Source organism: Streptomyces sp. NPDC051576 (genome assembly GCF_040681835.1).
In the GTDB taxonomy this organism is placed as follows: Bacteria; Actinomycetota; Actinomycetes; order Streptomycetales; family Streptomycetaceae; genus Streptomyces.
In genome coordinates this window covers 898,940-921,723 of the sequence record NZ_JBFAZO010000002.1, presented here as the reverse complement: position 1 = coordinate 921,723, position 22,784 = coordinate 898,940, and the positions used below count along the sequence as shown (strand labels likewise).

The following is a 22,784-nucleotide window of genomic DNA, read 5'->3' as shown; positions in this document are numbered from 1 at the left end:
CGTGACTCACCCGTTAGAGACCGTCGGGCAACCGTTTCCCTTTGCCGTACGTCAAGTTGAGCGAGAGGACAGATGGGGCTCCCACCATGGGGTCCGTGTCTGGCCCGCCGTCGGGTTGTCCGGCCATACCGATGGCGTACAAAGTCCCACCGCCCGGTTGCCCCACCCTTTCATACCCCCCCTAGACTGAACTTCCAGCACAGGTGGCTACACGCTCGAAAGGCGCCCCCGTGTCCATCGGCAACTCCCCTGAAGACGAGCGTCCGTTCGAAGACGGTCGTTCCTCAGACGGTCATGAGGAAGAAGCCCGCCCTTCCGTCGGCCGAGCCCTGCAGCAGGCGCGCATCGCCGCCGGGCTGACCGTCGACGACGTCAGCAGCGCCACCCGGGTCCGCATCGCCATCGTGCACGCCATCGAGGCCGACGACTTCACGCCCTGCGGCGGTGACGTCTACGCCCGCGGGCACATCAGGACCCTCGCCAAGGCCGTCCACATCGATCCGGCTCCACTCCTCGCGCGGTACGACGACGATCACGGCGGACGTCCGGCCCCGACGCCGGCGGCGCCCCTCTTCGAGGCGGAACGTATCCGTCCGGAGCGCCGGGGACCCAACTGGACCGCGGCCATGGTCGCCGCGATCGTCGCCGTGGTCGGCTTCGTCGGGTTCACGGCGTTCAAGGGCGGCGACAGCGGCAGCGACGCCAAGTCGCAGGTCGCCCAGGGAGCCTCGCCCAGCACGAGCAAGCCGGCCAAGCCGACCCCTTCGAACAGCGATAAGGCCACGCCCAAGTCCGACCCCTCCGACAGTGCCATCGCCGCCGCGCCCCAGGACAAGGTGACGGTCCAGGTCAGTGCGGTCGACGGCCGCAGCTGGATCTCCGCCAAGGACCACAACGGCCAGTTGCTCTTCGACGGACTCCTCAAGAAGGGCGAGTCCAAGACCTTCCAGGACAGCTCGAAGGTCAACCTGATCCTCGGCGACGCCGGAGCGATCCAGCTCTACGTCAACGGCAAGAAGATCCAGGACGACTTCCAGCCCGGAGCGGTGGAGCGGCTCACGTACACGAAGGGCGACCCCGAGGTCGGATGACAGGTCCGGCACCCGGTCTCACGGGGTGAGTGATCAAGGGGTTGGCCAAGATCGGCCAACCCCTTCGACGTGGGGTGTCAGTGGGACGAAGTAGTCTTGAGCCCATGCCTGAACGCCGTACCGTCGCACTCGTCACTCTTGGCTGCGCCCGTAACGAGGTGGACTCGGAGGAGCTCGCAGGCCGCTTGGAGGCGGACGGCTGGCAACTCGTGGAGGACGCCGAGGACGCGGATGTCGCCGTCGTCAACACCTGTGGCTTCGTCGAGGCCGCCAAGAAGGACTCCGTCGACGCTCTCCTCGAAGCCAACGACCTCAAGGGCCACGGCAGAACGCAGGCCGTCGTCGCGGTGGGCTGCATGGCCGAGCGGTACGGCAAGGAACTCGCCGAGGCGCTGCCCGAGGCCGACGGAGTGCTCGGCTTCGACGACTACGCCGACATCTCCGACCGCCTCCAGACCATCCTGAACGGCGGCATCCACGCCTCCCACACCCCGCGCGACCGCCGCAAGCTGCTGCCGATCAGCCCCGCCGAGCGGCAGGAGTCCGCCGCTGACGTCGCGCTGCCCGGCCACGGCCCGGTCGACCTCCCGGACGGCCTCGCGCCCGCCTCGGGCCCTCGCGCACCCCTGCGCCGTCGGCTGGACGGCGCCCCGGTCGCCTCGGTGAAGCTCGCCTCCGGCTGCGACCGGCGCTGCTCCTTCTGCGCCATCCCGTCCTTCCGCGGCTCCTTCATCTCCCGCCGCCCGAGCGACGTGCTCAACGAGTCGCGCTGGCTGGCCGAACAGGGCGTCAAGGAGATCATGCTGGTCTCCGAGAACAACACGTCCTACGGCAAGGACCTGGGCGACATCCGCCTCCTGGAGTCGCTGCTGCCCGAACTGGCGGACATCGACGGCCTGGAGCGGGTGCGCGTGAGCTACCTCCAGCCCGCCGAGATGCGCCCCGGGCTCATCGACGTGCTCACCTCGACACCGAAGATCGCGCCCTACTTCGACCTGTCCTTCCAGCACTCCGCGCCTGACGTGCTGCGCGCCATGCGCCGCTTCGGCGACACCGACCGCTTCCTCGAACTGCTCGACACCATCCGCTCCAAGGCCCCGCAGGCCGGCGTGCGCTCGAACTTCATCGTCGGCTTCCCCGGCGAGACCGAGGCCGACCTCGCCGAACTGGAGCGCTTCCTGAACGGCGCGCGCCTGGACGCCATCGGTGTCTTCGGCTACTCCGACGAGGAGGGCACGGAGGCGGCGACGTACGACAAGAAGCTCGATCAGGACGTCGTCGACCAGCGGCTCGCGCACATCTCGCGGCTCGCCGAGGAGCTCGTCTCGCAGCGCGCCGAGGAGCGCGTCGGCGAGACCGTGCAGGTGCTGGTGGAGTCGGTGGACTCCGAGGACGGCGCCTACGGCCGCGGCGAGCACCAGGCGCCGGAAACGGACGGCCAGGTGCTGCTCACGAGCGGCGAAGGCCTGAGCGTCGGCCGTATGGTCGAGGCGAAGGTGGTCGGTACGGAAGGTGTCGACCTGGTGGCCGAGCCGCTCCTTGGCTCGCTCGCGTGTAGTGAGGAGGCGGGCAGATGACCGGAGTCCCGGCATCGGCGGCGGGCGACACCTCCAGCGCGAACGGCGCGCCCGTGAGCGCGGGTTCCGGTGCGGCCTCCGGTGGTGCCTCCTCCGGTGTCGTCGAGTCCGGCGGGCCCGGCGGGCCGAAGCCGGCGCGCGGTGCGAAGGTCGTCGCCGCCGCCGTCAACCAGGCGAGCGTCTGGAACATCGCCAACCTGCTGACCATGCTCCGGCTGCTGCTCGTCCCCGGCTTCGTCGCCCTGATGCTGGCCGACGGCGGGTACGACCCGGCGATGCGCTCGTTCGCCTGGGCGGCGTTCGCCGTCGCCATGATCACCGACCTGTTCGACGGTCATCTGGCGCGCGCCTACGACCTCGTCACCGACTTCGGGAAGATCGCCGACCCCATCGCCGACAAGGCGATCATGGGCGCGGCGCTGATCTGTCTGTCCTCGCTCGGCGATCTCCCGTGGTGGGTGACCGTCGTCATCCTCGGCCGGGAACTCGGGATCACGCTGTTGCGTTTTCTTGTCATCCGGTACGGCGTCATTCCCGCGTCCCGCGGCGGCAAGCTGAAGACGCTCACGCAGGGCGTGGCCGTAGGGATGTATGTGCTGGCGCTGACGGGCTGGCTGGCCACCCTGAGGTTCTGGGTGATGGCGGCGGCGGTCATTCTGACCGTGCTGACCGGGCTCGACTATGTGAGACAGGCCATTGTGCTGCGCAGGCAGGGAATCGCCGAGCGCATGGCGGCGTCGGAGGAGACGGAAGCGTGAGTTCCACGGCCGCTGAAGTGGTGCGACTACTGACCGTGAGCGGTGCGACGCTCGCTGTCGCCGAGTCGCTCACCGGTGGTCTGGTTGCGGCGGAGATCACATCGGTGCCCGGAGCCTCCAAGGCCTTCCGCGGTTCGGTCACCGCCTACGCCACCGAGCTGAAGCACGAACTGCTCGGCGTCGACGCCACCCTGCTGACCGAGCGGGGAGCGGTGGATGCGCAGGTCGCGGCCCAGATGGCGGCCGGCGTAAGGAAGGCTCTGGGCGCCGACTGGGGAATCGCGACCACCGGTGTGGCGGGCCCGGAACCGCAGGACGGGCAGCCCGTCGGCACCGTTTTCGTGGCCGTGGACGGGCCCCCCGGACCGGAATCGGATGCAGCCGGTGGCGGGAAAGTGGCCGCGCTGCGGTTGAACGGCGGCCGGGCGGAAATTCGTATGGAGAGTGTACGGAGCGTACTCGCGCTGCTTCTGGAGCGGCTCGTGAGCGAACAGACCGGGAATGAGCGGGCACAGGATACGGAACAGAACGGGGGGTTTTGATGTTTGCAGCCCTGAGTGAACACGACATCGCTCCCCGCACGGCCGCGGCGCAAGGCGGTACGGTGGGGCGAGAAGGATGCGGCTACGCGGTCCGAGGAGGGAGCCACCGATGATTCTGCTCCGTCGCCTGCTGGGTGACGTGCTGCGTCGGCAGCGCCAGCGCCAGGGCCGTACTCTGCGCGAAGTCTCCTCGTCCGCCCGAGTCTCACTCGGCTATCTCTCCGAGGTGGAGCGGGGGCAGAAGGAGGCATCCTCCGAGTTGCTCTCCGCCATCTGCGACGCGTTGGACGTACGGATGTCCGAGCTCATGCGGGAAGTGAGCGACGAGCTCGCTCTCGCCGAGCTGGCCCAGTCTGCTGCGGCCACCGGTTCTGTGCCCACGTCGGTACGTCCGATGCTGGGTTCCGTCTCGGTGACCGGTGTGCCACCGGAACGGGTGACCATCAAGGCCCCCGCCGAGGCGGTGGACGTGGTCGCCGCGTGACGCTGACGCTGGTCTGAGCCGATGCGGCGCCGACCGGTATGAGGATGTGTTGAAGGCCCCGGCCGGGGCTTCTCCGGTGAGAGCTGGAGAGGTGAGGTCGGGGTCTTTCGCGTTCCGGGCGCTTTGTCGGTCCGTGGCGGTCCGTTTGCCGGTGTGGCCCAGCGCGGTCATGGTTGAGGCGGGTGGTGCGTCCGTGTGCCGTCGATGTGCCCTCCTCGCGGGTGACCGCGGCGGTCTGGCGTCCGGCTGGAGGTGGTGGCCATGGCGGGGCGGATAGCGCGCTGGGGGGCTGCCCTGGGACTCGGGGCACTGTGGTGGTGGGCCGTGCTGAGGCTCGCTCTGGCTGCCGACGCCGGGGTCCTGGAGGGAGCGATCGCAGCCGGAGGGTGGGGGCTGAGCCTGTTGCCGGTGCACTGTGTGCCGAAGGCCAGGGCGGCTGGAGCCGTCAGGCAGGGGCGCTGGAGGGACGCTTGGCGGGTGTCCCTCGTTACCACGGCATCGCCACGCCCCCGTTCGGACGGAGGATCTGGCCCGTCGTGAACGACGACGCGTCGGACGCCAGATGCAGCACGGCGTGGGCGATGTCCTCCGGCTCACCTACCCGGCCCAGCGGCGACAGCCGGGCCATCATCGCCTCGGTACGGGCCTGCGCCTCGCCCTCGTGGTGGTCGGTCATGGGCGTGCGTATCCAGCCCGGCGCGATGGCGTTGACGCGGATGCCGTGCCGGCCCAGCTCCGTCGCCAGCGTCTTCGTCAACTGGACGACGGCCGCCTTCGCGGCGCTGTAGCAGAGCAGCCCGGCTCCTCCGGTGTCGATCGCGCCCGACGCCATGGTGACGATGCTGCCCCTGGTGCCGCGGTCGAGCATCAGCCGGGCCGCCTCCTGGCAGGCGTACAGGACGCCCTTGAAGTTGACGTCCAGCACCCGGTCGAGATCCTCGTCCAGGGTCTCCAGCACCGGGCTGCTGTGCATGATCCCGGCGACCGCCGCCATCACATGCAGGTCCTCGCAGGACTCGACGGCCTGCCTGACCTGGGCACGATCGGTGACGTCCAGGTGGTGGACGCGGGCGCTGCCCCCCTGGTCCTTGATCAGGGTCGCCGTCTCGTGCAGGCCCTGTGCGTCGCGGTCGGCGCAGTGCACGGTGGCGCCCGCCTCGGCGAGCAGGACGGCGCAGGCGCGGCCGATACCGCTGGCGGCGCCGGTGACGAATGCGGTGCGTCCGGTGAGGTCGTACGCGTTGACGGGCATGAAGCGACGGTACGAACGTTCCTGACGGTCCGTCAATTGGTCGTACGGTGCCGGGTTCCGCGGGGTGGGGTGGTGCCCGGTGCCGGTCCCACCTGGCAGGTCGGGCACCAGTAGGTGGGGCGCTCGCGGGAACCGTCGCCTTGGTCGGCCGTGCGGATCGAGGTGCCGCAGCGCAGGCAGGGGCGGGGTGCGCGGCCGTAGACGAACAGGTCGGGGGTGTGGCGCGGGGGGCCGCTGTTCGTGAGGGTGCTTGTGGTGTTGCGGGCGGGGCGGTCGCGGTTGGCTTCCAGGAGCCGCTTGGCGATCGCGGGCAGCTTCGCGGCGCGGTCGGCGGGGAGTGCGCCGATGGGGAGCCAAGGGGTGGCGCCCAGGAGGAAGCAGAGTTCGCTTTTGTAGATGTTGCCGATGCCGGCCAGGTTGCGCTGGTCGAGCAGGGCCTCGCCGAGCGGGCGGGAGGGGTCGGCGAGGAGGTTGGACAGGGCCTGCTCGGGGTTCCAGTCGGGGCCCAGGAGGTCGGGGCCGAGGTGGCCCACCGCGCGGTCTTCGTCGGTTGTGCGGAGGAGTTCCAGGACGGGGAGGCGGTAGCCGACGGCTGTGTGGCCGGTGTTGCCGAGGATCGCGCGGATCTGGTGGGCCGGGCCGCCGCCGCTCCAGCGCCGGCCTTCGGCGTACACCCTCCATGTGCCGTCCATGCGCAGGTGGGAGTGGAGGGTGAGGCCGCCCTCGATACGGGTCAGCAGGTGCTTGCCCCGGGGTGTGACGTCCAGGACGGTGCGGCCGGTGAGGTCGACCGTGGCGTACTTGGGCACCCTGAGGTCGCTGCGGGTCAGCACCTTGCCCGCGAGGGCGGAGTGGAGGCGCTTCGCGGTCTGCCAGACGGTGTCGCCTTCAGGCATGGGTCAAGGGTGGCACGAGGTGGTGAGAGTCGGTTCGGTTCATGCGCGCAGGCGCAGGCCGCGCGGTGTCGCGATGAAGCCCGCTCCTTCCAGGAGGGCGCCGATGGGAGAGGTCAGGGCCGAGGCGCCGTTGACCCGCTCCACCGTGACCGTGCCGAGGGAACCGGCTCGGGCCGCTGCCGCGAGGGCCTCGGCGGCCGCCTGGAGGCGTGGGTCCTCGGTGGCCGTGGAGTCCGGTGCGGAGGGCCAGGCGAGCAGGGTCTTGCCGCCGCGCTCCATGTAGAGCGTGAGCTCACCCTCGACGAGCACGACTAGCGAGCCCGCTTTCCGCCCCGGCTTGTGCCCGGCCCCGGTCGGAGGCTCGGGCCACGGGAGGGCCGCGCCGTACGCGTTCGCCGGGTCGGCGGCGGCCAGGACCACGGCTCGGGTGGTGAGGGAGGGGCGGGTGCGGTGGTTGGCGTAGGGGGAGGCTGTGTTGCTCCGGGGGTGCGGGGCGGGGAAGTCGCGGGGGGAGATGTAGTCGCCCGGGGACGGGGGGTGGGAGGAAGGAGTGCGGTGCTGCCGGGCGGCCGGGGCGGTCGGTGTGCCCGCGTCGTCGAGGTCGTCGAAGTCGGTGAAGGGGCCGAAGTCGTCGGCGAAGTCGTGGACCCCGTGGGAGTCGGACGGGTCGGGCCGACCGTGGTTGTCGGAGGAGCCGTAGGTGGTCGAGGTGGTGAAGGGGGCTGCGGAACCGGACGTCGGTGTGCTGGAGCCGCTCAGGGTTCCGAAGCCGTAGGGGTCGTTGTCGGTGGGGTCCGGTGTGGGCAGGTCGTCGCCCCGGTCGCGGGCGTTCGCGACCGCGCGGAGCCGGTCCACCGCGCCGTCCATCGCGAACTGGGCGGCGCCCAGCCCCTCCACGACATAGCCGCGCCGTGCCTGACCGCTGTCCTCGAAGACGGACAGGACGCGGTACGTCGCCGAGAAGCCGCCCTCGACGCCTTCCGCGGCGACGGCTCCCCGGGTCACCACGCCGTGCCGGTCGAGCAGGGTGCGGGCCAGTGCGTGGGCGCGCACGGTCGGGTCCGGTTCGTGGGCGGGGAGCAGGGACCAGCGGCCCGCGACGGTCGGCGGACCGGTGCGGGAGGCCGGGCGGGTGGCGGCGGTGAGGGAGCCGTACCGCCCGCGCGGGACCGTGCGTTTCGCGCGGTGGGCCGTGGAACCCGCCGTACGGCCGGAGCCCAGCAGGGAGCGCATGGGGGCGAGCGTGTCGTTCGTCAGCCGGCCGGACCAGGCCAGGTCCCAGACGGCGTCGGCGAGTTGGGGATCGGTGACGTCGGGGTGGGTGGTCGCACGGACCTGGTCGGTGATCTGGCGGAAGAAGAGGCCGTAGCCGCCGGAGAGGGTGTCCAGGACCGACTGGTGCAGCGCCGTGAGTTCGAGTGGGTGTGGTGGCGCGAGGAGCAGGGGGGCCGCGTCCGCCAGGTACAGGGAGACCCAGCCGTCCTTGCCGGGGAGGGAGCCCGCGCCCGCCCACACCAGCTCGCCGGCGGAGGTGAGTTCGTCGAGCATGGCGGGTGTGTAGTTCGCCACGCGGGACGGCAGGACGAGCTTCTCCAGGGCGGACGCGGGCACGGAGGCGCCCTGCAACTGCTCGACGGCGCGCACCAGTCCGTCGATGCCGCGCAGTCCGTGGCCCTTGCCGATGTGCTGCCACTGGGGGAGGAACTGCGCCAGCGCGGCAGGCGGCACCGGCTCCAACTCGTGCCGCAGCGCGGCCAGGGAGCGGCGGCGCAGGCGACGCAGCACCGTCGCGTCGCACCACTCCTGACCGATGCCGGCCGGGTGGAACTCGCCTTGTACGACACGGCCGTTGGCCGCGAGGCGCTGCAACGCGCCCTCGGTGACCGCCACTCCGAGGCCGAAGCGGGCGGCTGCCGTGGTCGATGTGAACGGGCCGTGGGTGCGGGCGTGGCGCGCGAGGAGGTCGCCGAGCGGGTCCTTGACCGGTTCGGTGAAGGCTTCCGGGACGCCGACCGGGAGCGCTGTGCCGAGGGCGTCGCGCAGTCGGCCCGCGTCCTCGATCGCGGCCCAGTGGTCGGCACCGGCGACACGAACCCGGATCGCGCGGCGGGCCGAGGCAAGATCCTGGGCCCAGTGCGGCTCGGCGCCCCGCTCGGCCAACTCGGCGTCGGTGAGCGGGCCGAGCATCCGCAGCAGGTCGGCGACGCCCTCGACGTCCTTGATCCGGCGGTCCTCCGTGAGCCACTGGAGCTCCCGCTCCAGCTCGGTCAGCACCTCGGCGTCGAGAAGCTCGCGCAGCTCCGCCTGGCCGAGCAGCTCGGCCAGCAGGTGGGAGTCCAGCGACAGGGCGGCGGCGCGGCGCTCGGCGAGCGGTGAGTCTCCCTCGTACAGGAACTGGGCGACATACCCGAAGAGGAGGGAGCGGGCGAAGGGGGACGGCTCGGCGGTGGTGACCTCGACGAGGCGCACCTTGCGGGACTCCAGGTCGCCCATCAGCTCGGTGAGCCCCGGCACGTCGAAGACGTCCTGGAGGCATTCGCGGACCGCCTCCAGGACGATCGGGAACGAGCCGAACTCGCTTGCCACCTGGAGCAGTTGCGCGGCCCGCTGGCGCTGCTGCCACAGCGGGGTGCGCTTGCCGGGGTTGCGGCGCGGCAGCAGCAGCGCGCGGGCGGCGCACTCGCGGAAGCGGGACGCGAACAGGGCCGAGCCGCCGACCTGGTCGGTGACGACTTGATTGACCTCGCCCTTGTCGAAGGCGACGTCCGCCGCGCCCACGGGGGCCTGGTCCGCGTCGTACTCGGTGCCGGCCCTCATGGGCTCCTGGTCGAGCAGGTCCAGGCCCATCAGGTCGGCGTCGGGCAGCCTCAGGACGATGCCGTCGTCGGCGTGCATCACCTGGGCGTCCATGCCGTAGCGCTCGGAGAGGCGGGCGCCGAGGGCGAGGGCCCAGGGGGCGTGGACCTGGGCGCCGAAGGGGGAGTGGATGACCACGCGCCAGTCGCCGAGTTCGTCCCGGAAGCGCTCCACGACGATCGTGCGGTCGTCCGGGATGTGGCCGCAGGCCTCGCGCTGCTCGTCCAGGTACGACAGAACGTTCTCCGCGGCCCAGGCGTCGAGGCCCGCCGCGAGGAGGCGCAGGCGGGCGTCCTCCTTGGGCTGCGAGCCGACCTCGCGCAGGAACGCGCCCACCGCGCGGCCCAGTTCGAGCGGGCGGCCGAGTTGGTCGCCCTTCCAGAAGGGGAGCCGTCCGGGGACGCCTGGTGCGGGGGAGACCAGGACACGGTCGCGGGTGATGTCCTCGATCCGCCAGGAGCTGGTGCCGAGCGTGAAGACGTCCCCCACGCGGGACTCGTAGACCATCTCCTCGTCCAGCTCGCCGACCCTGCCGCCGCCCTTCTTGGGATCGGCGCCGGCCAGGAACACCCCGAAGAGTCCGCGGTCGGGGATCGTGCCCCCGGAGGTGACGGCGAGGCGCTGTGCCCCGGGGCGGCCGGTGATCGTGCCGGCGACGCGGTCCCACACCACGCGCGGGCGCAACTCCGCGAAGGCGTCGGACGGGTAGCGGCCCGCGAGCATGTCCAGCACGGCCGTGAACGCGGACTCCGGGAGCGAGGCGAAGGGCGCGGCACGGCGGACCGTGGCGAGCAGGTCGTCGACCTGCCAGGTGTCCAGCGCCGTCATCGCGACGAGCTGCTGGGCGAGGACGTCCAGGGGGTTGGCGGGGACCTTCAGGGACTCGATGGAGCCGGTGCGCATCCGCTCGGTGACCACGGCGGCCTGGACGAGGTCGCCCCGGTACTTCGGGAAGACCACGCCGGTGGAGACCGCGCCGACCTGGTGTCCTGCGCGGCCCACGCGCTGGAGGCCGGAGGCCACGGAGGGCGGGGACTCCACCTGGACGACGAGATCGACGGCGCCCATGTCGATGCCCAGCTCCAGACTGGACGTGGCGACCACGGCGGGGAGTCGGCCCGCCTTGAGGTCCTCCTCGACCTGGGCGCGCTGCTCCTTGGAGACCGAGCCGTGGTGGGCGCGGGCGATCACCGGGGGCGCGCCCTGGGCGGCACCGGAACCGCCCATCAGCTCGGCCGGTGCGTGATGCTCGTCCAGGGGCTCGCCGGTCGCCCGCTCGTAGGCGATCTCGTTGAGGCGGTTGCACAGACGCTCGGCGAGACGGCGGGAATTGGCGAACACGATCGTCGAGCGGTGCGACTGGACGAGGTCGGTGATGCGCTCCTCGACGTGCGGCCAGATCGACGGCTTCTCCGCGCCGTCGCCGCCGTCCGTGGCCGGGGAGCCGCCCAACTCACCCAGATCCTCGACCGGGACGACCACGGAGAGGTCGAACTCCTTGCCGGACGTGGGCTGGACGATCTCCACCTTGCGGCGCGGGGAGAGATAGCGGGCGACCTCGTCGACCGGACGCACGGTCGCCGAGAGGCCGATCCGGCGGGCCGGCCTCGGCAGCAGCTCGTCCAGCCGCTCCAGGGACAGCGCGAGATGCGCGCCGCGCTTGGTGCCCGCGACCGCGTGCACCTCGTCCAGGATCACCGTGTCGATGCCGGTCAGCGCGTCACGCGTGGCCGATGTCAGCATCAGGAACAGGGACTCCGGGGTGGTGATCAGGATGTCCGGCGGGCGGGTGGACAGGGCGCGGCGCTCCGCGGGCGGGGTGTCACCGGAGCGGATGCCGACCCTGACCTCGGGCTCGGGCAGGCCCAGGCGGACGGATTCCTGGCGGATGCCGGTCAGCGGGCTGCGGAGATTGCGCTCCACGTCGACCGCGAGGGCCTTCAGCGGAGACACGTACAGGACCCGGCAGCGCTTCTTCGGGTCGGCCGGCGGGGGTGTCGCGGCGAGCTGGTCCAGGGCGGCGAGGAAGGCGGCCAAGGTCTTGCCGGAACCGGTCGGCGCGACCACCAGCACGTCCGAGCCCTCGCCGATGGCCCGCCACGCGCCCGCCTGGGCAGCGGTGGGCGCGGAGAAGGCCCCCGTGAACCAGCCGCGGGTCGCGGGGGAGAAGCCGTCGAGGGCTCGATGTGCGGAGCTGACCATGCGTCCATCCTGCACCCGACCACTGACAATGCGTCTGACCTGCGGGAATTCTCCGGCGGTGGCTCGAACGATCGTTTCGGCACTTGCCGGCCGCCGTGGCGGAGAATGGCCGTATGGCAGGTTCGGACGAGTTGGCGAGGCACTGGCGGTACACGGAACTGCCCGGGGTCGACCTGCTGCGGGCCCGGTACATCCGCAAGACGTTCGTCCGGCACACGCATGAGAACTTCGTCATCGCCGGCATCGCGGACGGCGTCGAGGTGTTCCACCACGGCGGTGCCGATGTCTCCGCCGGAGCGGGAGCGCTCGCGCTGGTCAATCCGGACACTCCGCACACCGGCCGGGCCGGCGTTCCCGAGGGCTGGCGGTACGGCGCTGTCTACCCGTCGCCCGAGGTGGTGGCCGCGATAGCCGCCGAGACCACCTCGATCCGCGGCACGCCCGGTTTCAACAGTCCCGTGCTCGACGACCCCTACAGCGTCGGGCTCGTCCACCAGGTCCTGCGCGCGGCCGACGAGGGCAACGCCCTCGCCGCCGACACCCTGTTGCGGGTCGCCGTCACCAGGCTGCTCCGGCTGAACGGAGGCCCGCTGCCGCAGCGCGCAGTACGCACGGCGGGCAGCCGGGTCGCCGCACGCGCGCGTGCCGTGCTGGAGGAGCGGATGGCCGAACCGCCCACCCTGGAGGAACTCGCGAACGGTCTGGGCACCAGCCCCTTCGCGCTGCTGCGCGCCTTCCGTGACAGCTACGGGATGCCGCCCCACACCTGGCTGACCGACGCCCGCGTACGCCGGGCGCGTCGGCTCCTGGACGCGGGTACGGCACCCGCGGAGGCGGCCGTCACCGTCGGGTTCACGGACCAGCCGCACCTCAACCGGCACTTCACCCGGATCGTCGGCGTACCCCCGGGCGCGTACCAGCGGGAGCGCAAGAACGTACAAGACGCGGGGCGGCGGCTGCTCCTACCGTCGGACACGTGGCAGAACAGATCGCTTCAGACGACATACGTGCCGGAGCAGGAGGAGAACCGGGCGCCGACCCCGGGGCGAAGCCGGATTCCGCCGTCGTGCGGGACGCCCTGGGAGTCGGGATCGCCGTAGGACTGTCGGGGTTCGCCTTCGGGGTGACCTCGGCCGGTGGCGGGCTCACCCTGCTCCAGACCTGCGCCCTCAGCCTCCTGGTGTTCACGGGTGCCTCCCAGTTCGCGCTCGTGGGGGCACTCGCGGCCGGCGGCAATCCGCTCACCGCGGCGGCGGGTGCCTTCTTCCTGGGCGTGCGCAACACGTTCTACGGGCTGCGCCTGTCCCAGTTGCTGGCCCTCCCGCGCGCGGTGCGCCCGTTCGCCGCCCAGTGGGTCATCGACGAGACGACGGCCGTCACCCTCGCGCAGCCCACGCGCCGCGCCGCGCGGATCGGGTTCACCGTCACCGGGCTCACTCTCTACGCGTTGTGGAACCTCACCACGCTGCTCGGCGCACTGGGCGCCCAGGCCATCGGGGACACGGACGCGTGGGGTCTCGACGCGGCCGGGCCCGCCGTCTTCCTCGCACTGCTCGCGCCCATGCTCAAGACCAGCACCGAGCGTGCTGTAGCTGCACTCGCGGTCCTGCTGGGACTGGGCCTGCTGCCCGTACTGCCGGCCGGTGTGCCGGTCCTGGCGGCGGCTCTCGCGGCGCCGATCGCCCTCTACGTAGTGGGTCGTCGGCAGGGCGGCACACACAACGACGCGCAGGAGGAGGACCGTTGACCGTCTGGATCGCGATCGCAGCGACCGCTCTCGGCTGCTACGTCGTCAAGGTCGCCGGTCTGCTCGTGCCCGCGGGCACGCTCGAACGGCCGCTGGTGCGGCGGCTCGCCGCCCTGCTGCCGGTCGCGCTCCTCGCCGCGCTCACCGCTCAGCAGACCTTCGCCGACGGGCACGCGCTCGTGCTCGACGCCCGGGCCGCGGGGCTCGCGGCGGCCGCCGTAGCGCTGGTGCTGCGGGCACCGTTCCTGCTCGTCGTCGCGGCGGCCGTCCTGGTGACGGCGGGCGTACGGGCCCTGGGCGGCTGAGGCGGCCCGGAGTCAGCCCACGGAGCGGCCGTACGCCTTGAGGGTGCGCAGTGCCTGGATCGTCACCATGGGGCGTGCCTCCAGGGCGATGCCCTGCGCCCACTGGCGCCAGCGGATCGGCCAGCCGCCGTCCTCCTGCTGGTCGGCCGTCAGGTGGTCCAGGGAGCGGGCCATCTCGTCGTCCGTGAACCACGCGCGCGCGAGGGAGCTCGGCGTCCTCGCGTAGTCGTACGGGAAGTGGTGCTCGCCCGGCGCGTACCCGGGGGCGACCGGATAGGCCTCCAGATGCTCCGGGTCCAGGGCGGCGAGCCGGTGCTCGCGCACCAGACGGCCCAGGCGGTCGGCGGCGGCCTCCGCGCGCGGGCGGTCGGGCGCCGAGTCCAGGAAGGCTACGGCGGCCTCGATCTCGTAGGGGTGCGACTTCTCCAGGGAGTCGACGGCCTGCCAGCAGAAGTCGGTCGCCCGGAACAGCCAGGCGTGCCACACCTCGTTGCGGTGCAGCAGGCCCACCACCGGCCCGGTGGCGAGGAGTTCACTGGGCGGGTCGTCCACGATCGGCACGAACGGAGCCGCCGGATAGCCGCGCTGGCCGGGATCGATCGCCGGCAGAGCGCCGTCGGCGGTGGAGACCGAGGTCAGATAGCGGCACACGCGTTCCACTCGCTGCCCGCCGCAGCGCCCGATGGAGTCCAGCACACGCAGCGCGTGACCGGTGTGCAGCGGCTGGCTGACCGGGCCGCGCAGATCGGGCTCCAGCGCGTGCCCGTACCCGCCGTCCTCGTTGCGGTACGCGTCCAGCGCGGTCTCCACCGGATCGGGGTCGCCGTTGAGGAAGTGGTACGCGAAGAGGCGCTGTTCCAGCACGCGCGCGGTGAGCCAGACGAAGTGCTCGGCGCGGAAGAGCGGGGAGTGCGCCGGGGGCGTCGGGGGGAGTGGGGAAGCTCCTGTTTCGGCCATGCGTCAGACCGTAGGGCGGAAAGCGGTCTCGGCGAGCGGTCCCGGCTCGGGCCCACTCTCAGGGGCGGGATACTGATGTCATGCGGTTGACGGTCTTCTGGCAGCGGATGACGGAGCATTTCGGGGCGGGGTACGCCGAGAGCTTCGCCCGCGATCACGTGATGACGGAACTCGGCGGACGGACGGTGCACGAGGCGCTGGACGCGGGCTGGGAGGCCAAGGACGTGTGGCGCGTGGTCTGCGCCGTCATGAACGTTCCGCGGGAAAGTCGCTGATCGGTCACGAAGATCGCCCACGGTGACCGGTTGTCAGTGGCGTAGGCGAGACTTGCACCGTGGCACCCACTGACGAGACCGGGCACGACGCCCGGCAGGCATCCCCGTCCGGCACGACGCCGCCGACCCGGCCCCCGGCCGATCGCGCCGTGCCGGGGACCGGCATGCCGCGCTGGCTGCCACGCGCGATGGTGCTGGCGCTCGCCCTCGTCGCCGTGTTCCAACTGGGCAGTTGGGCCTTCCACCAGCTTATCGGCCTGCTGATCAACATCCTCATCGCGTTCTTCCTGGCGCTCGCCATCGAGCCCGCGGTGAGCCGGATGGCCGCTTTCGGTATGCGCCGGGGTCTGGCCACCTTCCTGGTCTTCCTTGGTCTGTTGATCGTGAGCGCCGGGTTCATCACCCTCATGGGGTCGATGCTCGCCGGCCAGATCATCAAGATGATCGAGGACTTCCCGGACTACCTCGACTCCGTCATCAACTGGGTCAACGCACACTTCCAGACCGACCTGAAACGGGTCGACATCCAGGAGGGGCTGCTCCACTCCGACTGGCTGCGCAAGTACGTGCAGAACAGCGCCACCGGTGTGCTGGACGTGTCCACGCAGGTGCTTGGTGGCCTCTTCCAACTGCTGACGATCGGGCTGTTCTCGTTCTACTTCGCCGCCGACGGGCCGCGCCTGCGGCGTGCGCTGTGCTCCGTACTGCCGCCCGCCCGGCAGGCCGAGGTGCTGCGCGCGTGGGAGATCGCCGTCGACAAGACCGGCGGTTACATATACTCCCGCGGCCTGATGGCGCTGATCTCCGGCGTGGCGCACTACATCCTGCTGCAGGCGCTGGGCATCCCGTACGCGCCCGTGCTCGCCGTCTGGGTGGGCCTGGTCTCCCAGTTCATCCCGACCATCGGCACGTATCTCGCGGGCGCGCTGCCCATGCTGATCGCGTTCACCGTGGACCCCTGGTACGCGCTGTGGGTGCTCATCTTCGTCGTGGTCTACCAGCAGTTCGAGAACTACATGCTGCAGCCCAAGCTGACCGCGAAGACCGTCGACATCCACCCCGCCGTCGCCTTCGGCTCGGTCATCGCGGGCACCGCGCTCCTGGGTGCGGTCGGCGCGCTGATCTCCATTCCGGCCGTGGCCACGCTTCAGGCGTTCCTCGGGGCCTATGTGAAGCGGTACGCCGTCACGGACGATCCCCGCGTCCATGGACACCGGGTCCGGGGAACCGGAGGGCCTGGCCTGCGGGCGCGGGTGGGGAGGCTGTGGGGGCAGCGGGTGGGGGAGGCGGAGCGTGCGGTGGGCGACTCCGGTGGGGCGGTCGGCTCCGATGGGATGGCTGATTCCGGTGGGGTGGCTGGTTCTGGGTCGGCTGGGTCCGGCGGGGCCACCTCCGGACCGGCTGACTCCGGACCGACCAGTTCTGGCTCGACTGGCTCTGGGTTGACAGACTCTGGCGGTCAGAACTCCGGGCGGGCCGACTCGGGTCCGACCGGCTCCGGGCCGGCTGATCTCGACTCCTAGAACTCAGGGTCGACTGGCTCCGGACCGGCCGCCTCCGATTCCCAGAGTTCCGGCCGACCGGCTCCGTGTCGATCGGTTCCGGGTGGATTGGTTTCGGGGCGGTGGGCTCTGGCCGTTGGAGCTTCGGGGCTATCGACTCGGGCCCTACGGATTCTGGGTCGGCTGATCCCGACTGTTAGATCTCGGGGCCGAGCGGCTGCGGATCGACTCGTTCCGGACTGGCCGACTCCGGATGACCACCTTCGATGCCCGTAGTTCCGGGCCGACCGGCTTCGGGCCGACCGGCTCCATGTCGATCGGTTCCGGGCGGACTGGTTTCGGGGCGGCTGGCTCTGGCCGTTGGAGCTTCGGGGCTATCGACTCGGGCCCTACGGATTCTGGGTCGGCTGATCCCGACTCGTAGAACTCGGCGCCGACCGGCTCCGGATCGACCGGCCTCGGACTGACCGCCTCCGACTCTCAGAGCTCCGGGGCCACCGACTCCGGGCGGAGCGGACGAGTTCCGTGTCGACCGGCTCAGGCCCGACCGACACCGGGCCGACTGGTCCCGGGGCGACCGACTCCGGCCTTAGGAACTCCGGGTGTACCGACTCCGGCTCCAGGAATTCCGCCCCGACCGGTTCCGGCTCAAAGGACGCCGCACCGACCACCTCCGACCCGAGGGACTCCGAAGAAAGCTCCGCCTGAGGGGCGCTCTCGCGCGAGCACCAGGTCTCCGCGATCAGTACATGAGCACCGCCCACACCCCCGCCCCGGCCACCGCGACGGCGTAGCAGCCGACCGCGAGCCGTACGGTCCGCCGTCGTGCCGTCTCGCTCCAGGACGTGCGGGACAGTAGCCAGGCCAGGGCCGGCAGGACCAGGACGGCGTGCAGGCTCACCCCATGCAGGGGCTTGAGCGGGGCCGTCGAATCGTAGGCCGCTTCCTGGTGGCCGGTTCGGGCCAGGACCACCCCGCGCGCGATCATCGCGGCGCCCGAGGCCAGCGCGACGAGCAGGATCGCGAACCCGGAACGCACCGCGAGCGCCATCCCGGTGGGACCCGTCGGCCGGTGCCGGAAGGACGTCACCGCGAACACGGTGAGCAGCACCACTAGGACACCGCCACCCACCGCGAGCGTCATGGAGACCGCGGTGTCGAAGGGCGTCTCCATGTCGAGGTGCGACGGCACCCGGCGCCACGCCTGAAGGGTGATGCCGCCGACCTCCACGACGCAGTCGGCGGCGAACACGACGAGCAGCACGGTGCGCAGCCGGGCCCCGACACGTAGATACGACGTGACCCAGGTGACCGCGATCAGCGTCGCCCCGAAGGAAAGCCCGAACGTGACGGGCTTGCGCCAGGAGACGGGCCCGTACCAGGGGCCGCCGTCCACCGCGAACACCACCAGGTGCACCAGGCCGGAGAGGATCAGCAAGGCACCGGTCGCGTGGCAGAGACGTTCGGTGGGGCGTACGTGGTTCTTCAGGGTCAGGGGCATGGCCCGAGCCTCGCGGGAACCCGCCGCGCGGTCGTCGTACGGCCGAAGACACCCGCCGTACGACGGTGGAAGTAGGGCTCGCGGAAGCGTGGCGATGAGTCTTGGGGGCGCGCCGCAAGTAAAGAACCCTCTTGGACAAGCTCGGCGGTGCACCGGTCCAGCCGGAGAGACCTACTCGTAGCAGCTAGCGCTGCAAAGGATCTTGACGGTGCCGGTTCCGCCGACCGAGGAGATCGCCGTGCCCTGGGCGGGCGCGGGCTGATGGACGCGGCTGGTCTCCCACGGCGCGGGGGCGGCCGATGCCGCCGGACTCATGATGCCGACGGTCGTCCCGGCCACCACGGCCGCGATCCCCACACGCTTCCACACCCTCATCACGCTCTCCTCGCGTCGAATGCCGCCGACTGCCGTTGACTGCTGTCAGTCAACGGCCCCGGCCCCGGGACGGGAAGGATTTCCATGTCGTTCGAAGCGTCGTCAGGACGCCCTGCGGCACCGGACATCGGTGACGCGAGTGCCGCGTGGTGCGCTTGACATGAAAATCGAACATCCATTCTTATGGAGGCTCCGGCGAGGCCATGACGGGCATTTCGACAGGTTTTTGATGCTGAAGTGTCCGAGTTATCCACAGGCTGGACGGGCGTCGGGGCGCATTGTCAGTGGCAGGCGTTAGCGTCTTTGACGTGAAGCGATCGACTCAAGCAAACCGGGTGGAACCCATGGCAGGAACCGACCGCGAGAAGGCGTTGGACGCCGCGCTCGCACAGATTGAACGGCAATTCGGCAAGGGCGCGGTGATGCGCCTGGGCGAGCGGCCGAACGAGCCCATCGAGGTCATCCCCACCGGGTCGACCGCACTCGACGTCGCCCTCGGTGTCGGCGGCCTGCCGCGCGGCCGAGTGGTGGAGGTCTACGGCCCGGAGTCCTCCGGAAAGACGACCCTGACCCTGCACGCGGTGGCGAACGCACAGCGGGCCGGCGGCCAGGTCGCGTTCGTGGACGCGGAGCACGCCCTCGACCCCGAGTACGCGAAGAAGCTCGGCGTCGACATCGACAACCTGATCCTGTCCCAGCCGGACAACGGCGAGCAGGCCCTGGAGATCGTGGACATGCTGGTTCGCTCCGGCGCCCTCGACCTCATCGTCATCGACTCCGTCGCGGCGCTCGTCCCGCGCGCGGAGATCGAGGGCGAGATGGGCGACAGCCACGTCGGTCTGCAGGCCCGTCTGATGAGCCAGGCGCTCCGGAAGATCACGAGTGCGCTCAACCAGTCCAAGACCACCGCGATCTTCATCAACCAGCTCCGCGAGAAGATCGGCGTGATGTTCGGCTCGCCGGAGACCACGACCGGTGGCCGCGCGCTGAAGTTCTACGCCTCGGTGCGACTCGACATCCGCCGTATCGAGACCCTGAAGGACGGCACGGACGCGGTCGGCAACCGCACCCGCGTCAAGGTCGTCAAGAACAAGGTCGCACCGCCCTTCAAGCAGGCCGAGTTCGACATCCTCTACGGCCAGGGCATCAGCCGTGAGGGCGGTCTGATCGACATGGGCGTGGAGAACGGCTTCGTCCGCAAGGCCGGCGCCTGGTACACGTACGAGGGCGACCAGCTCGGCCAGGGCAAGGAGAACGCGCGCAACTTCCTGAAGGACAACCCCGACCTGGCCAACGAGATCGAGAAGAAGATCCTGGAGAAGCTGGGCGTGGGTGTCCGTCCGGAGAAGCCCGCCGCCGAGCCGGTCGCGGACGCGGCGGTCTCCACCGCCACGGACGACGCCGCCAAGGCGGTGCCCGCTCCGGCGGCCGCGGCCAAGGCCACCAAGTCCAAGGCCACGGCAGCCAAGAGCTGACCCGTGACACGACGAACGGACTGGGCCGAGTACGCGTACCCCGGCGTCCCCCAGGGGCGCGGGGGAGGCGAGGGCCCGGCCTACGGCGCGGCGGACGACATGCCCGAGGAGCCGTACGGCGGTGAGCCGGGCGGTGCGTGGTCGGCTGGTGGCTTCGCCGGTGAGACCGGCCCGCCGTTCGGCGGGCCGGAGCCCGGCGACGGTTCGGCGGGTACCGGTCGGCTTTTCAGGAGCCCGGCACCCGGCGGCAGTTGGTCCGGCGAGGGATCCACCGACGACGACGCACCCGGCCGCGGCTCGCGCCGCAGCCGTGGAGCACGTGACGAGGGCGGCGTACGCGGGGGTACGGCGCTCGGTGACGGCGCACGCGGTAGACGTGGGCGCCGTGGTCGTGGCAGCGGCTTCGGGGAGTCGTCCGGAGGGGACGGGGGCTACTCCTCGTCGTCGGGGGCCGAGTCGAGGGCTCAGAAGGAGGAGCCGCCGGCGGACCCGGCCGAGCGGGCGCGGGGAATCTGTCTGCGCCTGCTCACCGGGACCCCGCGCACCCGCAAGCAACTCGCGGACGCCCTGCGCAAGCGGGAGATCCCGGACGAGGTGGCGGACGAGGTGCTGTCGCGGTTCGAGGAGGTCGGACTGATCAACGACGGTGCGTTCGCCGACGCCTGGGTGGAGTCCCGGCACCACGGCCGGGGACTGGCAAGGCGCGCGCTCGCCCAGGAGCTGCGCACCAAGGGCGTCGACTCGACGCTGATCGACGAGGCCGTCTCCCAGCTCGACTCCGAGCAGGAAGAGGCGACGGCCCGCGACCTGGTCGACCGCAAGCTGCGGTCCACCCGCGGCCTTGACCGCGACAAGAGGCTGCGCCGCCTCGCGGGCATGCTGGCCCGCAAGGGCTACTCCCAGGGCATGGCCCTGAGAGTGGTCCGCCAGGCGCTGGAGGAAGAGGGCGAGGACACGGAGTTCCTCGGGGACGAGGGGTACTGATCCGGCGTTGATCCGGTTCTGACACCTCGACGGTGCGAACGTCCTGAACACGGTGGACGCGCGGGGGCGCCGACCGCGTTCAGGCAAGCATCGGGCCGGCGCCCGAGGTGGGGTTACCCCCTGAAGACGCCGGACCGCCGCAAAGCACAGACACCCGCCGAGCGGATCCCGGCGCCATCCGCGTCGGCCGGCCGCACACCCCAGGGAGGTCACCGCGTTCGGCGTGCTCCCGGACGAGGGCAGGAGTGCGGCCCGGTTGCGGCAGGCCGTGGCCGGGCCCTCCACGGCATTACCGTTCAGGTCAGCGCGGGTGACGCGCGCGGCTCCGTCGAGTTCCCGGGCATCCGCGTCCCCGCGCCGGCCGCCGCGGATTCGCTCCAGGCGCGGCGCCAGCAGGCGAACGCCGAGGTCAACTATCTGGCCATGGGCCTCGTCCTGGCCTTTACAGCCATCGCCGTGGTCAACACGCTCGCGATGTCGATCGCCGAGCGGGTCCGGGAGTTCGCGCTGCTGCGCCTGGCCGGGGCGACCCGACGTCAGGTGCTGCGGATGCTGCGCACCGAGGTGCTGTCGGTGCTGTTCCTCGCCACGGCGGTCGGCAGCGGTATCGCCCTCGCCGTCCTGACGGCGTTCAGCGTCGGCATGACCGGCCGGGCCGCGCCATCGGTCACCCCTCTCGTGTACCTCGCGGTGGTCGCGGTGGCCGGGACTCTCGCGCTGGTCGCCACCGCGCTGCCGGGTCGCGTGGCGCTCCGGGGCCGGGCGGTGGCCGCGGTGACCGCCCGGCAGTAGGGGAGGAGGGAACTGGTGGACAAGCCTGTCGGGAGTGCGTGTTTCGCAAACTCAGTGTGCGTTCCGTGAAGGGTTCGAATGTTTGGCGCGCGGGTAACTTCTGCTGCCGTCCCTCGGGTCTCCCCGCCTGCTGAGCCGCAGTCAGGCCTGCCTGAGTGCCTCCGGCCGCTTCGCCGACCGGTCCTCGTACGCCCTGAAAGGCGGCCAGCCTTGTCGTTGCCCCTGTCCGCTCGCCACCGGAGATCGCTGGTGGCCTGTCTGGTCGGCACCGGTCTCTTACTGAGCGGCTGCGGGCTGGAGTCCAGCGCCACGCCCGCCGACGACGGGCCCACCACCCTCGGGTTCGTGAACGGCGGCAGTACCGAGTTCCACACCTGTCTGCAGGAGTCGATCCAGAACACGGCCAAGAGCAACTTCGCGAAGCTCGTCACCGCCAACTCGCATCAGGACGCCGCTCAGGAGTTGTCCAACATCCAGAGCATGATCGACCGCCATGTCGACGCGATCATCGTGCAGACCGTCAGCACCACCGCGCTCAAGAGCGACATCGCCAAGGCCAAGAGCGCGCACATCCCGATCTTCCTGACCTCGGTCAGTGCCGACCCGTCCGACATCCTCGGGGCCGTGGTCGTCGACCTGAAGGCGGTGGGCAAGCTGGACGCCGACTGGATTGAGGACGACGCCGCGGGGGGTGACGTACAGGTGGGTGTCATCGCGGGTGCGCCCGGTGCCGCCTCCGACCTGCTCGTCGGCGGTTTCACCCAGGGACTGCCGGCGAACGCGAAGGTGGTCGCGAACCAGCCCGCCATGTTCGTCGCGGCGAAGGCGAAGATCGTCGCCGAAGCCATGATCAAGGCGCATCCCGATCTGGACTACGTCTTCGTCGCCAACGAGGAGATGGCGTTCGCCGCCCGCAAGGCGCTCGACGCGGACGGCGGCAAGAAGGTCAAGATCGTGACGGTCAACGGCACCGACGAGGCACTCGCCGCCCTCAAGGACGGCCGCTTCGCCGCCACCGTCTCCAACTCCGCCAAGGACACCGGCGAACTGGCCGTCACCAACGCCATCAGCCTGCTCCGCAAGGAGAAGGTGAAGAAGATCGCCACCACGCCGGCCCGGCTGATCACCAGGGCCAACGCGGACACGGCCCCGCTCTACTGCCCTTCCGACGGGTTGTGAGCGGGGTCGGACCGTCAGGTCGTAGACACGGTGT

20 protein-coding genes and 1 pseudogene are annotated in these 22,784 nt (G+C 71.0%); 15 read left to right on the top strand and 6 right to left on the bottom strand.

The features are described from left to right. Nucleotides 1-230: 230 nt before the first annotated feature. The 6 genes from AB0M63_RS09715 to AB0M63_RS09690 all read left to right on the top strand — a co-directional run bounded on the left by AB0M63_RS09715 (nt 231) and on the right by AB0M63_RS09690 (nt 4,992). Entirely contained in the window at nt 231-1,091 is an 861-nt protein-coding gene (locus AB0M63_RS09715; RefSeq protein WP_355902348.1) for a RodZ domain-containing protein, read from the top strand. Nucleotides 1,092-1,195: 104 nt separating this feature from the next. Further along, complete coding sequence (rimO, locus tag AB0M63_RS09710) at nt 1,196-2,668, top strand: 30S ribosomal protein S12 methylthiotransferase RimO (RefSeq protein WP_355902346.1); 1,473 nt, start codon at nt 1,196-1,198, stop codon at nt 2,666-2,668. After that, nucleotides 2,665-3,426, top strand: coding sequence for a CDP-diacylglycerol--glycerol-3-phosphate 3-phosphatidyltransferase (gene pgsA / locus AB0M63_RS09705; RefSeq protein ID WP_366018981.1), 762 nt, complete (start codon nt 2,665-2,667; stop codon nt 3,424-3,426). Before rimO ends, pgsA begins: the two co-directional genes overlap by 4 nt. Beyond that, complete coding sequence (locus AB0M63_RS09700) at nt 3,423-3,968, top strand: CinA family protein (protein ID WP_366018980.1); 546 nt, start codon at nt 3,423-3,425, stop codon at nt 3,966-3,968. The genes pgsA and AB0M63_RS09700 overlap by 4 nt, the downstream gene beginning before the upstream one ends. Before the next feature lie 109 nt (nt 3,969-4,077). Continuing rightward, nucleotides 4,078-4,452, top strand: coding sequence for a helix-turn-helix transcriptional regulator (locus AB0M63_RS09695; RefSeq protein ID WP_019060943.1), 375 nt, complete (start codon nt 4,078-4,080; stop codon nt 4,450-4,452). Between the two features lie 261 nt (nt 4,453-4,713). Further along, nucleotides 4,714-4,992: a hypothetical protein gene (locus AB0M63_RS09690; RefSeq protein ID WP_355902340.1), complete on the top strand. Its 279-nt coding sequence runs from the start codon at nt 4,714-4,716 to the stop codon at nt 4,990-4,992. On the opposite strand, the gene AB0M63_RS09685 is transcribed toward AB0M63_RS09690, so the two are convergent. Genes AB0M63_RS09685 through AB0M63_RS09675 form a run of 3 tightly spaced genes read right to left on the bottom strand, consistent with a single transcriptional unit; the run spans nt 4,940 to nt 11,658 of the window. Beyond that, a complete protein-coding gene (locus AB0M63_RS09685; RefSeq protein WP_355902338.1) occupies nt 4,940-5,704 on the bottom strand; it encodes an SDR family NAD(P)-dependent oxidoreductase in 765 nt (254 codons plus the stop codon). The two genes, AB0M63_RS09690 and AB0M63_RS09685, sit on opposite strands and share 53 nt — an antisense overlap. Before the next feature lie 32 nt (nt 5,705-5,736). Next, on the bottom strand, nt 5,737-6,600 hold the full coding sequence (locus AB0M63_RS09680) for a DNA-formamidopyrimidine glycosylase family protein (RefSeq protein WP_366018979.1): 864 nt from the start codon (nt 6,598-6,600) through the stop codon (nt 5,737-5,739). A 39-nt stretch (nt 6,601-6,639) separates the two neighbouring features. Beyond that, nucleotides 6,640-11,658, bottom strand: coding sequence for an ATP-dependent helicase (locus AB0M63_RS09675; protein WP_366018978.1), 5,019 nt, complete (start codon nt 11,656-11,658; stop codon nt 6,640-6,642). A 113-nt stretch (nt 11,659-11,771) separates the two neighbouring features. On the opposite strand from AB0M63_RS09675, the gene AB0M63_RS09670 reads away from it, so the two are divergent. The 3 genes from AB0M63_RS09670 to AB0M63_RS09660 are packed head-to-tail and all read left to right on the top strand — an operon-like array spanning nt 11,772 to nt 13,710. After that, nucleotides 11,772-12,758 (top strand): AraC family transcriptional regulator, encoded by a 987-nt coding sequence (locus AB0M63_RS09670; protein WP_366018977.1) that lies wholly within the window; start codon nt 11,772-11,774, stop codon nt 12,756-12,758. Further along, complete coding sequence (locus AB0M63_RS09665) at nt 12,662-13,405, top strand: AzlC family ABC transporter permease (RefSeq protein ID WP_366019004.1); 744 nt, start codon at nt 12,662-12,664, stop codon at nt 13,403-13,405. Before AB0M63_RS09670 ends, AB0M63_RS09665 begins: the two co-directional genes overlap by 97 nt. Then, nucleotides 13,402-13,710, top strand: coding sequence for an AzlD domain-containing protein (locus AB0M63_RS09660; RefSeq protein ID WP_366018976.1), 309 nt, complete (start codon nt 13,402-13,404; stop codon nt 13,708-13,710). Before AB0M63_RS09665 ends, AB0M63_RS09660 begins: the two co-directional genes overlap by 4 nt. Nucleotides 13,711-13,722: 12 nt before the next feature. Here the strand turns inward: AB0M63_RS09660 and AB0M63_RS09655 are convergent, their stop codons facing one another. After that, nucleotides 13,723-14,667, bottom strand: coding sequence for a hypothetical protein (locus AB0M63_RS09655; RefSeq protein WP_366018975.1), 945 nt, complete (start codon nt 14,665-14,667; stop codon nt 13,723-13,725). A gap of 80 nt (nt 14,668-14,747) precedes the next feature. On the opposite strand from AB0M63_RS09655, the gene AB0M63_RS09650 reads away from it, so the two are divergent. Next, entirely contained in the window at nt 14,748-14,942 is a 195-nt protein-coding gene (locus AB0M63_RS09650) for a DUF3046 domain-containing protein (RefSeq protein WP_355902326.1), read from the top strand. Between the two features lie 164 nt (nt 14,943-15,106). Next, complete coding sequence (locus tag AB0M63_RS09645) at nt 15,107-16,465, top strand: AI-2E family transporter (RefSeq protein WP_366019003.1); 1,359 nt, start codon at nt 15,107-15,109, stop codon at nt 16,463-16,465. A 721-nt stretch (nt 16,466-17,186) separates the two neighbouring features. On the opposite strand, the gene AB0M63_RS09640 is transcribed toward AB0M63_RS09645, so the two are convergent. Then, nucleotides 17,187-17,945, bottom strand: a complete 759-nt coding sequence (locus tag AB0M63_RS09640) for a hypothetical protein (RefSeq protein ID WP_366018974.1) — start codon at nt 17,943-17,945, stop codon at nt 17,187-17,189. Between the two features lie 171 nt (nt 17,946-18,116). Beyond that, nucleotides 18,117-18,320, bottom strand: coding sequence for a hypothetical protein (locus tag AB0M63_RS09635; protein ID WP_366018973.1), 204 nt, complete (start codon nt 18,318-18,320; stop codon nt 18,117-18,119). Between the two features lie 344 nt (nt 18,321-18,664). On the opposite strand from AB0M63_RS09635, the gene recA reads away from it, so the two are divergent. The 4 genes and pseudogenes from recA to AB0M63_RS09615 all read left to right on the top strand — a co-directional run bounded on the left by recA (nt 18,665) and on the right by AB0M63_RS09615 (nt 22,750). Next, nucleotides 18,665-19,795, top strand: coding sequence for a recombinase RecA (gene recA, locus AB0M63_RS09630; protein WP_355902318.1), 1,131 nt, complete (start codon nt 18,665-18,667; stop codon nt 19,793-19,795). A 3-nt stretch (nt 19,796-19,798) separates the two neighbouring features. Continuing rightward, nucleotides 19,799-20,779 (top strand): recombination regulator RecX, encoded by a 981-nt coding sequence (recX, locus tag AB0M63_RS09625; protein ID WP_366018972.1) that lies wholly within the window; start codon nt 19,799-19,801, stop codon nt 20,777-20,779. A gap of 330 nt (nt 20,780-21,109) precedes the next feature. After that, nucleotides 21,110-21,571, top strand: a pseudogene (locus AB0M63_RS09620) (ABC transporter permease); the annotation flags it as partial. Nucleotides 21,572-21,820: 249 nt separating this feature from the next. After that, the gene (locus AB0M63_RS09615; RefSeq protein WP_366018971.1) at nt 21,821-22,750 is read left to right on the top strand and encodes a substrate-binding domain-containing protein; all 930 of its coding nucleotides are present in this window, start codon (nt 21,821-21,823) and stop codon (nt 22,748-22,750) included. The last annotated feature ends 34 nt before the right edge of the window (nt 22,751-22,784 follow it).

What these genes read in the sequence shown, in the direction of transcription:
- AB0M63_RS09680 (WP_366018979.1), bottom strand. Translation starts at nt 6,600, where the DNA reads ATGCCTGAAGGCGACACCGTCTGGCAGACCGCGAAGCGCCTCCACTCC.
- recA (WP_355902318.1), top strand. Translation starts at nt 18,665, where the DNA reads ATGGCAGGAACCGACCGCGAGAAGGCGTTGGACGCCGCGCTCGCACAG.
- pgsA (WP_366018981.1), top strand. Translation starts at nt 2,665, where the DNA reads ATGACCGGAGTCCCGGCATCGGCGGCGGGCGACACCTCCAGCGCGAAC.
- rimO (WP_355902346.1), top strand. Translation starts at nt 1,196, where the DNA reads ATGCCTGAACGCCGTACCGTCGCACTCGTCACTCTTGGCTGCGCCCGT.
- AB0M63_RS09690 (WP_355902340.1), top strand. Translation starts at nt 4,714, where the DNA reads ATGGCGGGGCGGATAGCGCGCTGGGGGGCTGCCCTGGGACTCGGGGCA.
- AB0M63_RS09655 (WP_366018975.1), bottom strand. Translation starts at nt 14,667, where the DNA reads ATGGCCGAAACAGGAGCTTCCCCACTCCCCCCGACGCCCCCGGCGCAC.
- AB0M63_RS09650 (WP_355902326.1), top strand. Translation starts at nt 14,748, where the DNA reads ATGCGGTTGACGGTCTTCTGGCAGCGGATGACGGAGCATTTCGGGGCG.
- AB0M63_RS09635 (WP_366018973.1), bottom strand. Translation starts at nt 18,320, where the DNA reads ATGAGGGTGTGGAAGCGTGTGGGGATCGCGGCCGTGGTGGCCGGGACG.
- AB0M63_RS09675 (WP_366018978.1), bottom strand. Translation starts at nt 11,658, where the DNA reads ATGGTCAGCTCCGCACATCGAGCCCTCGACGGCTTCTCCCCCGCGACC.
- AB0M63_RS09670 (WP_366018977.1), top strand. Translation starts at nt 11,772, where the DNA reads ATGGCAGGTTCGGACGAGTTGGCGAGGCACTGGCGGTACACGGAACTG.
- AB0M63_RS09645 (WP_366019003.1), top strand. Translation starts at nt 15,107, where the DNA reads ATGCCGCGCTGGCTGCCACGCGCGATGGTGCTGGCGCTCGCCCTCGTC.
- AB0M63_RS09695 (WP_019060943.1), top strand. Translation starts at nt 4,078, where the DNA reads ATGATTCTGCTCCGTCGCCTGCTGGGTGACGTGCTGCGTCGGCAGCGC.
- AB0M63_RS09685 (WP_355902338.1), bottom strand. Translation starts at nt 5,704, where the DNA reads ATGCCCGTCAACGCGTACGACCTCACCGGACGCACCGCATTCGTCACC.
- AB0M63_RS09640 (WP_366018974.1), bottom strand. Translation starts at nt 17,945, where the DNA reads ATGCCCCTGACCCTGAAGAACCACGTACGCCCCACCGAACGTCTCTGC.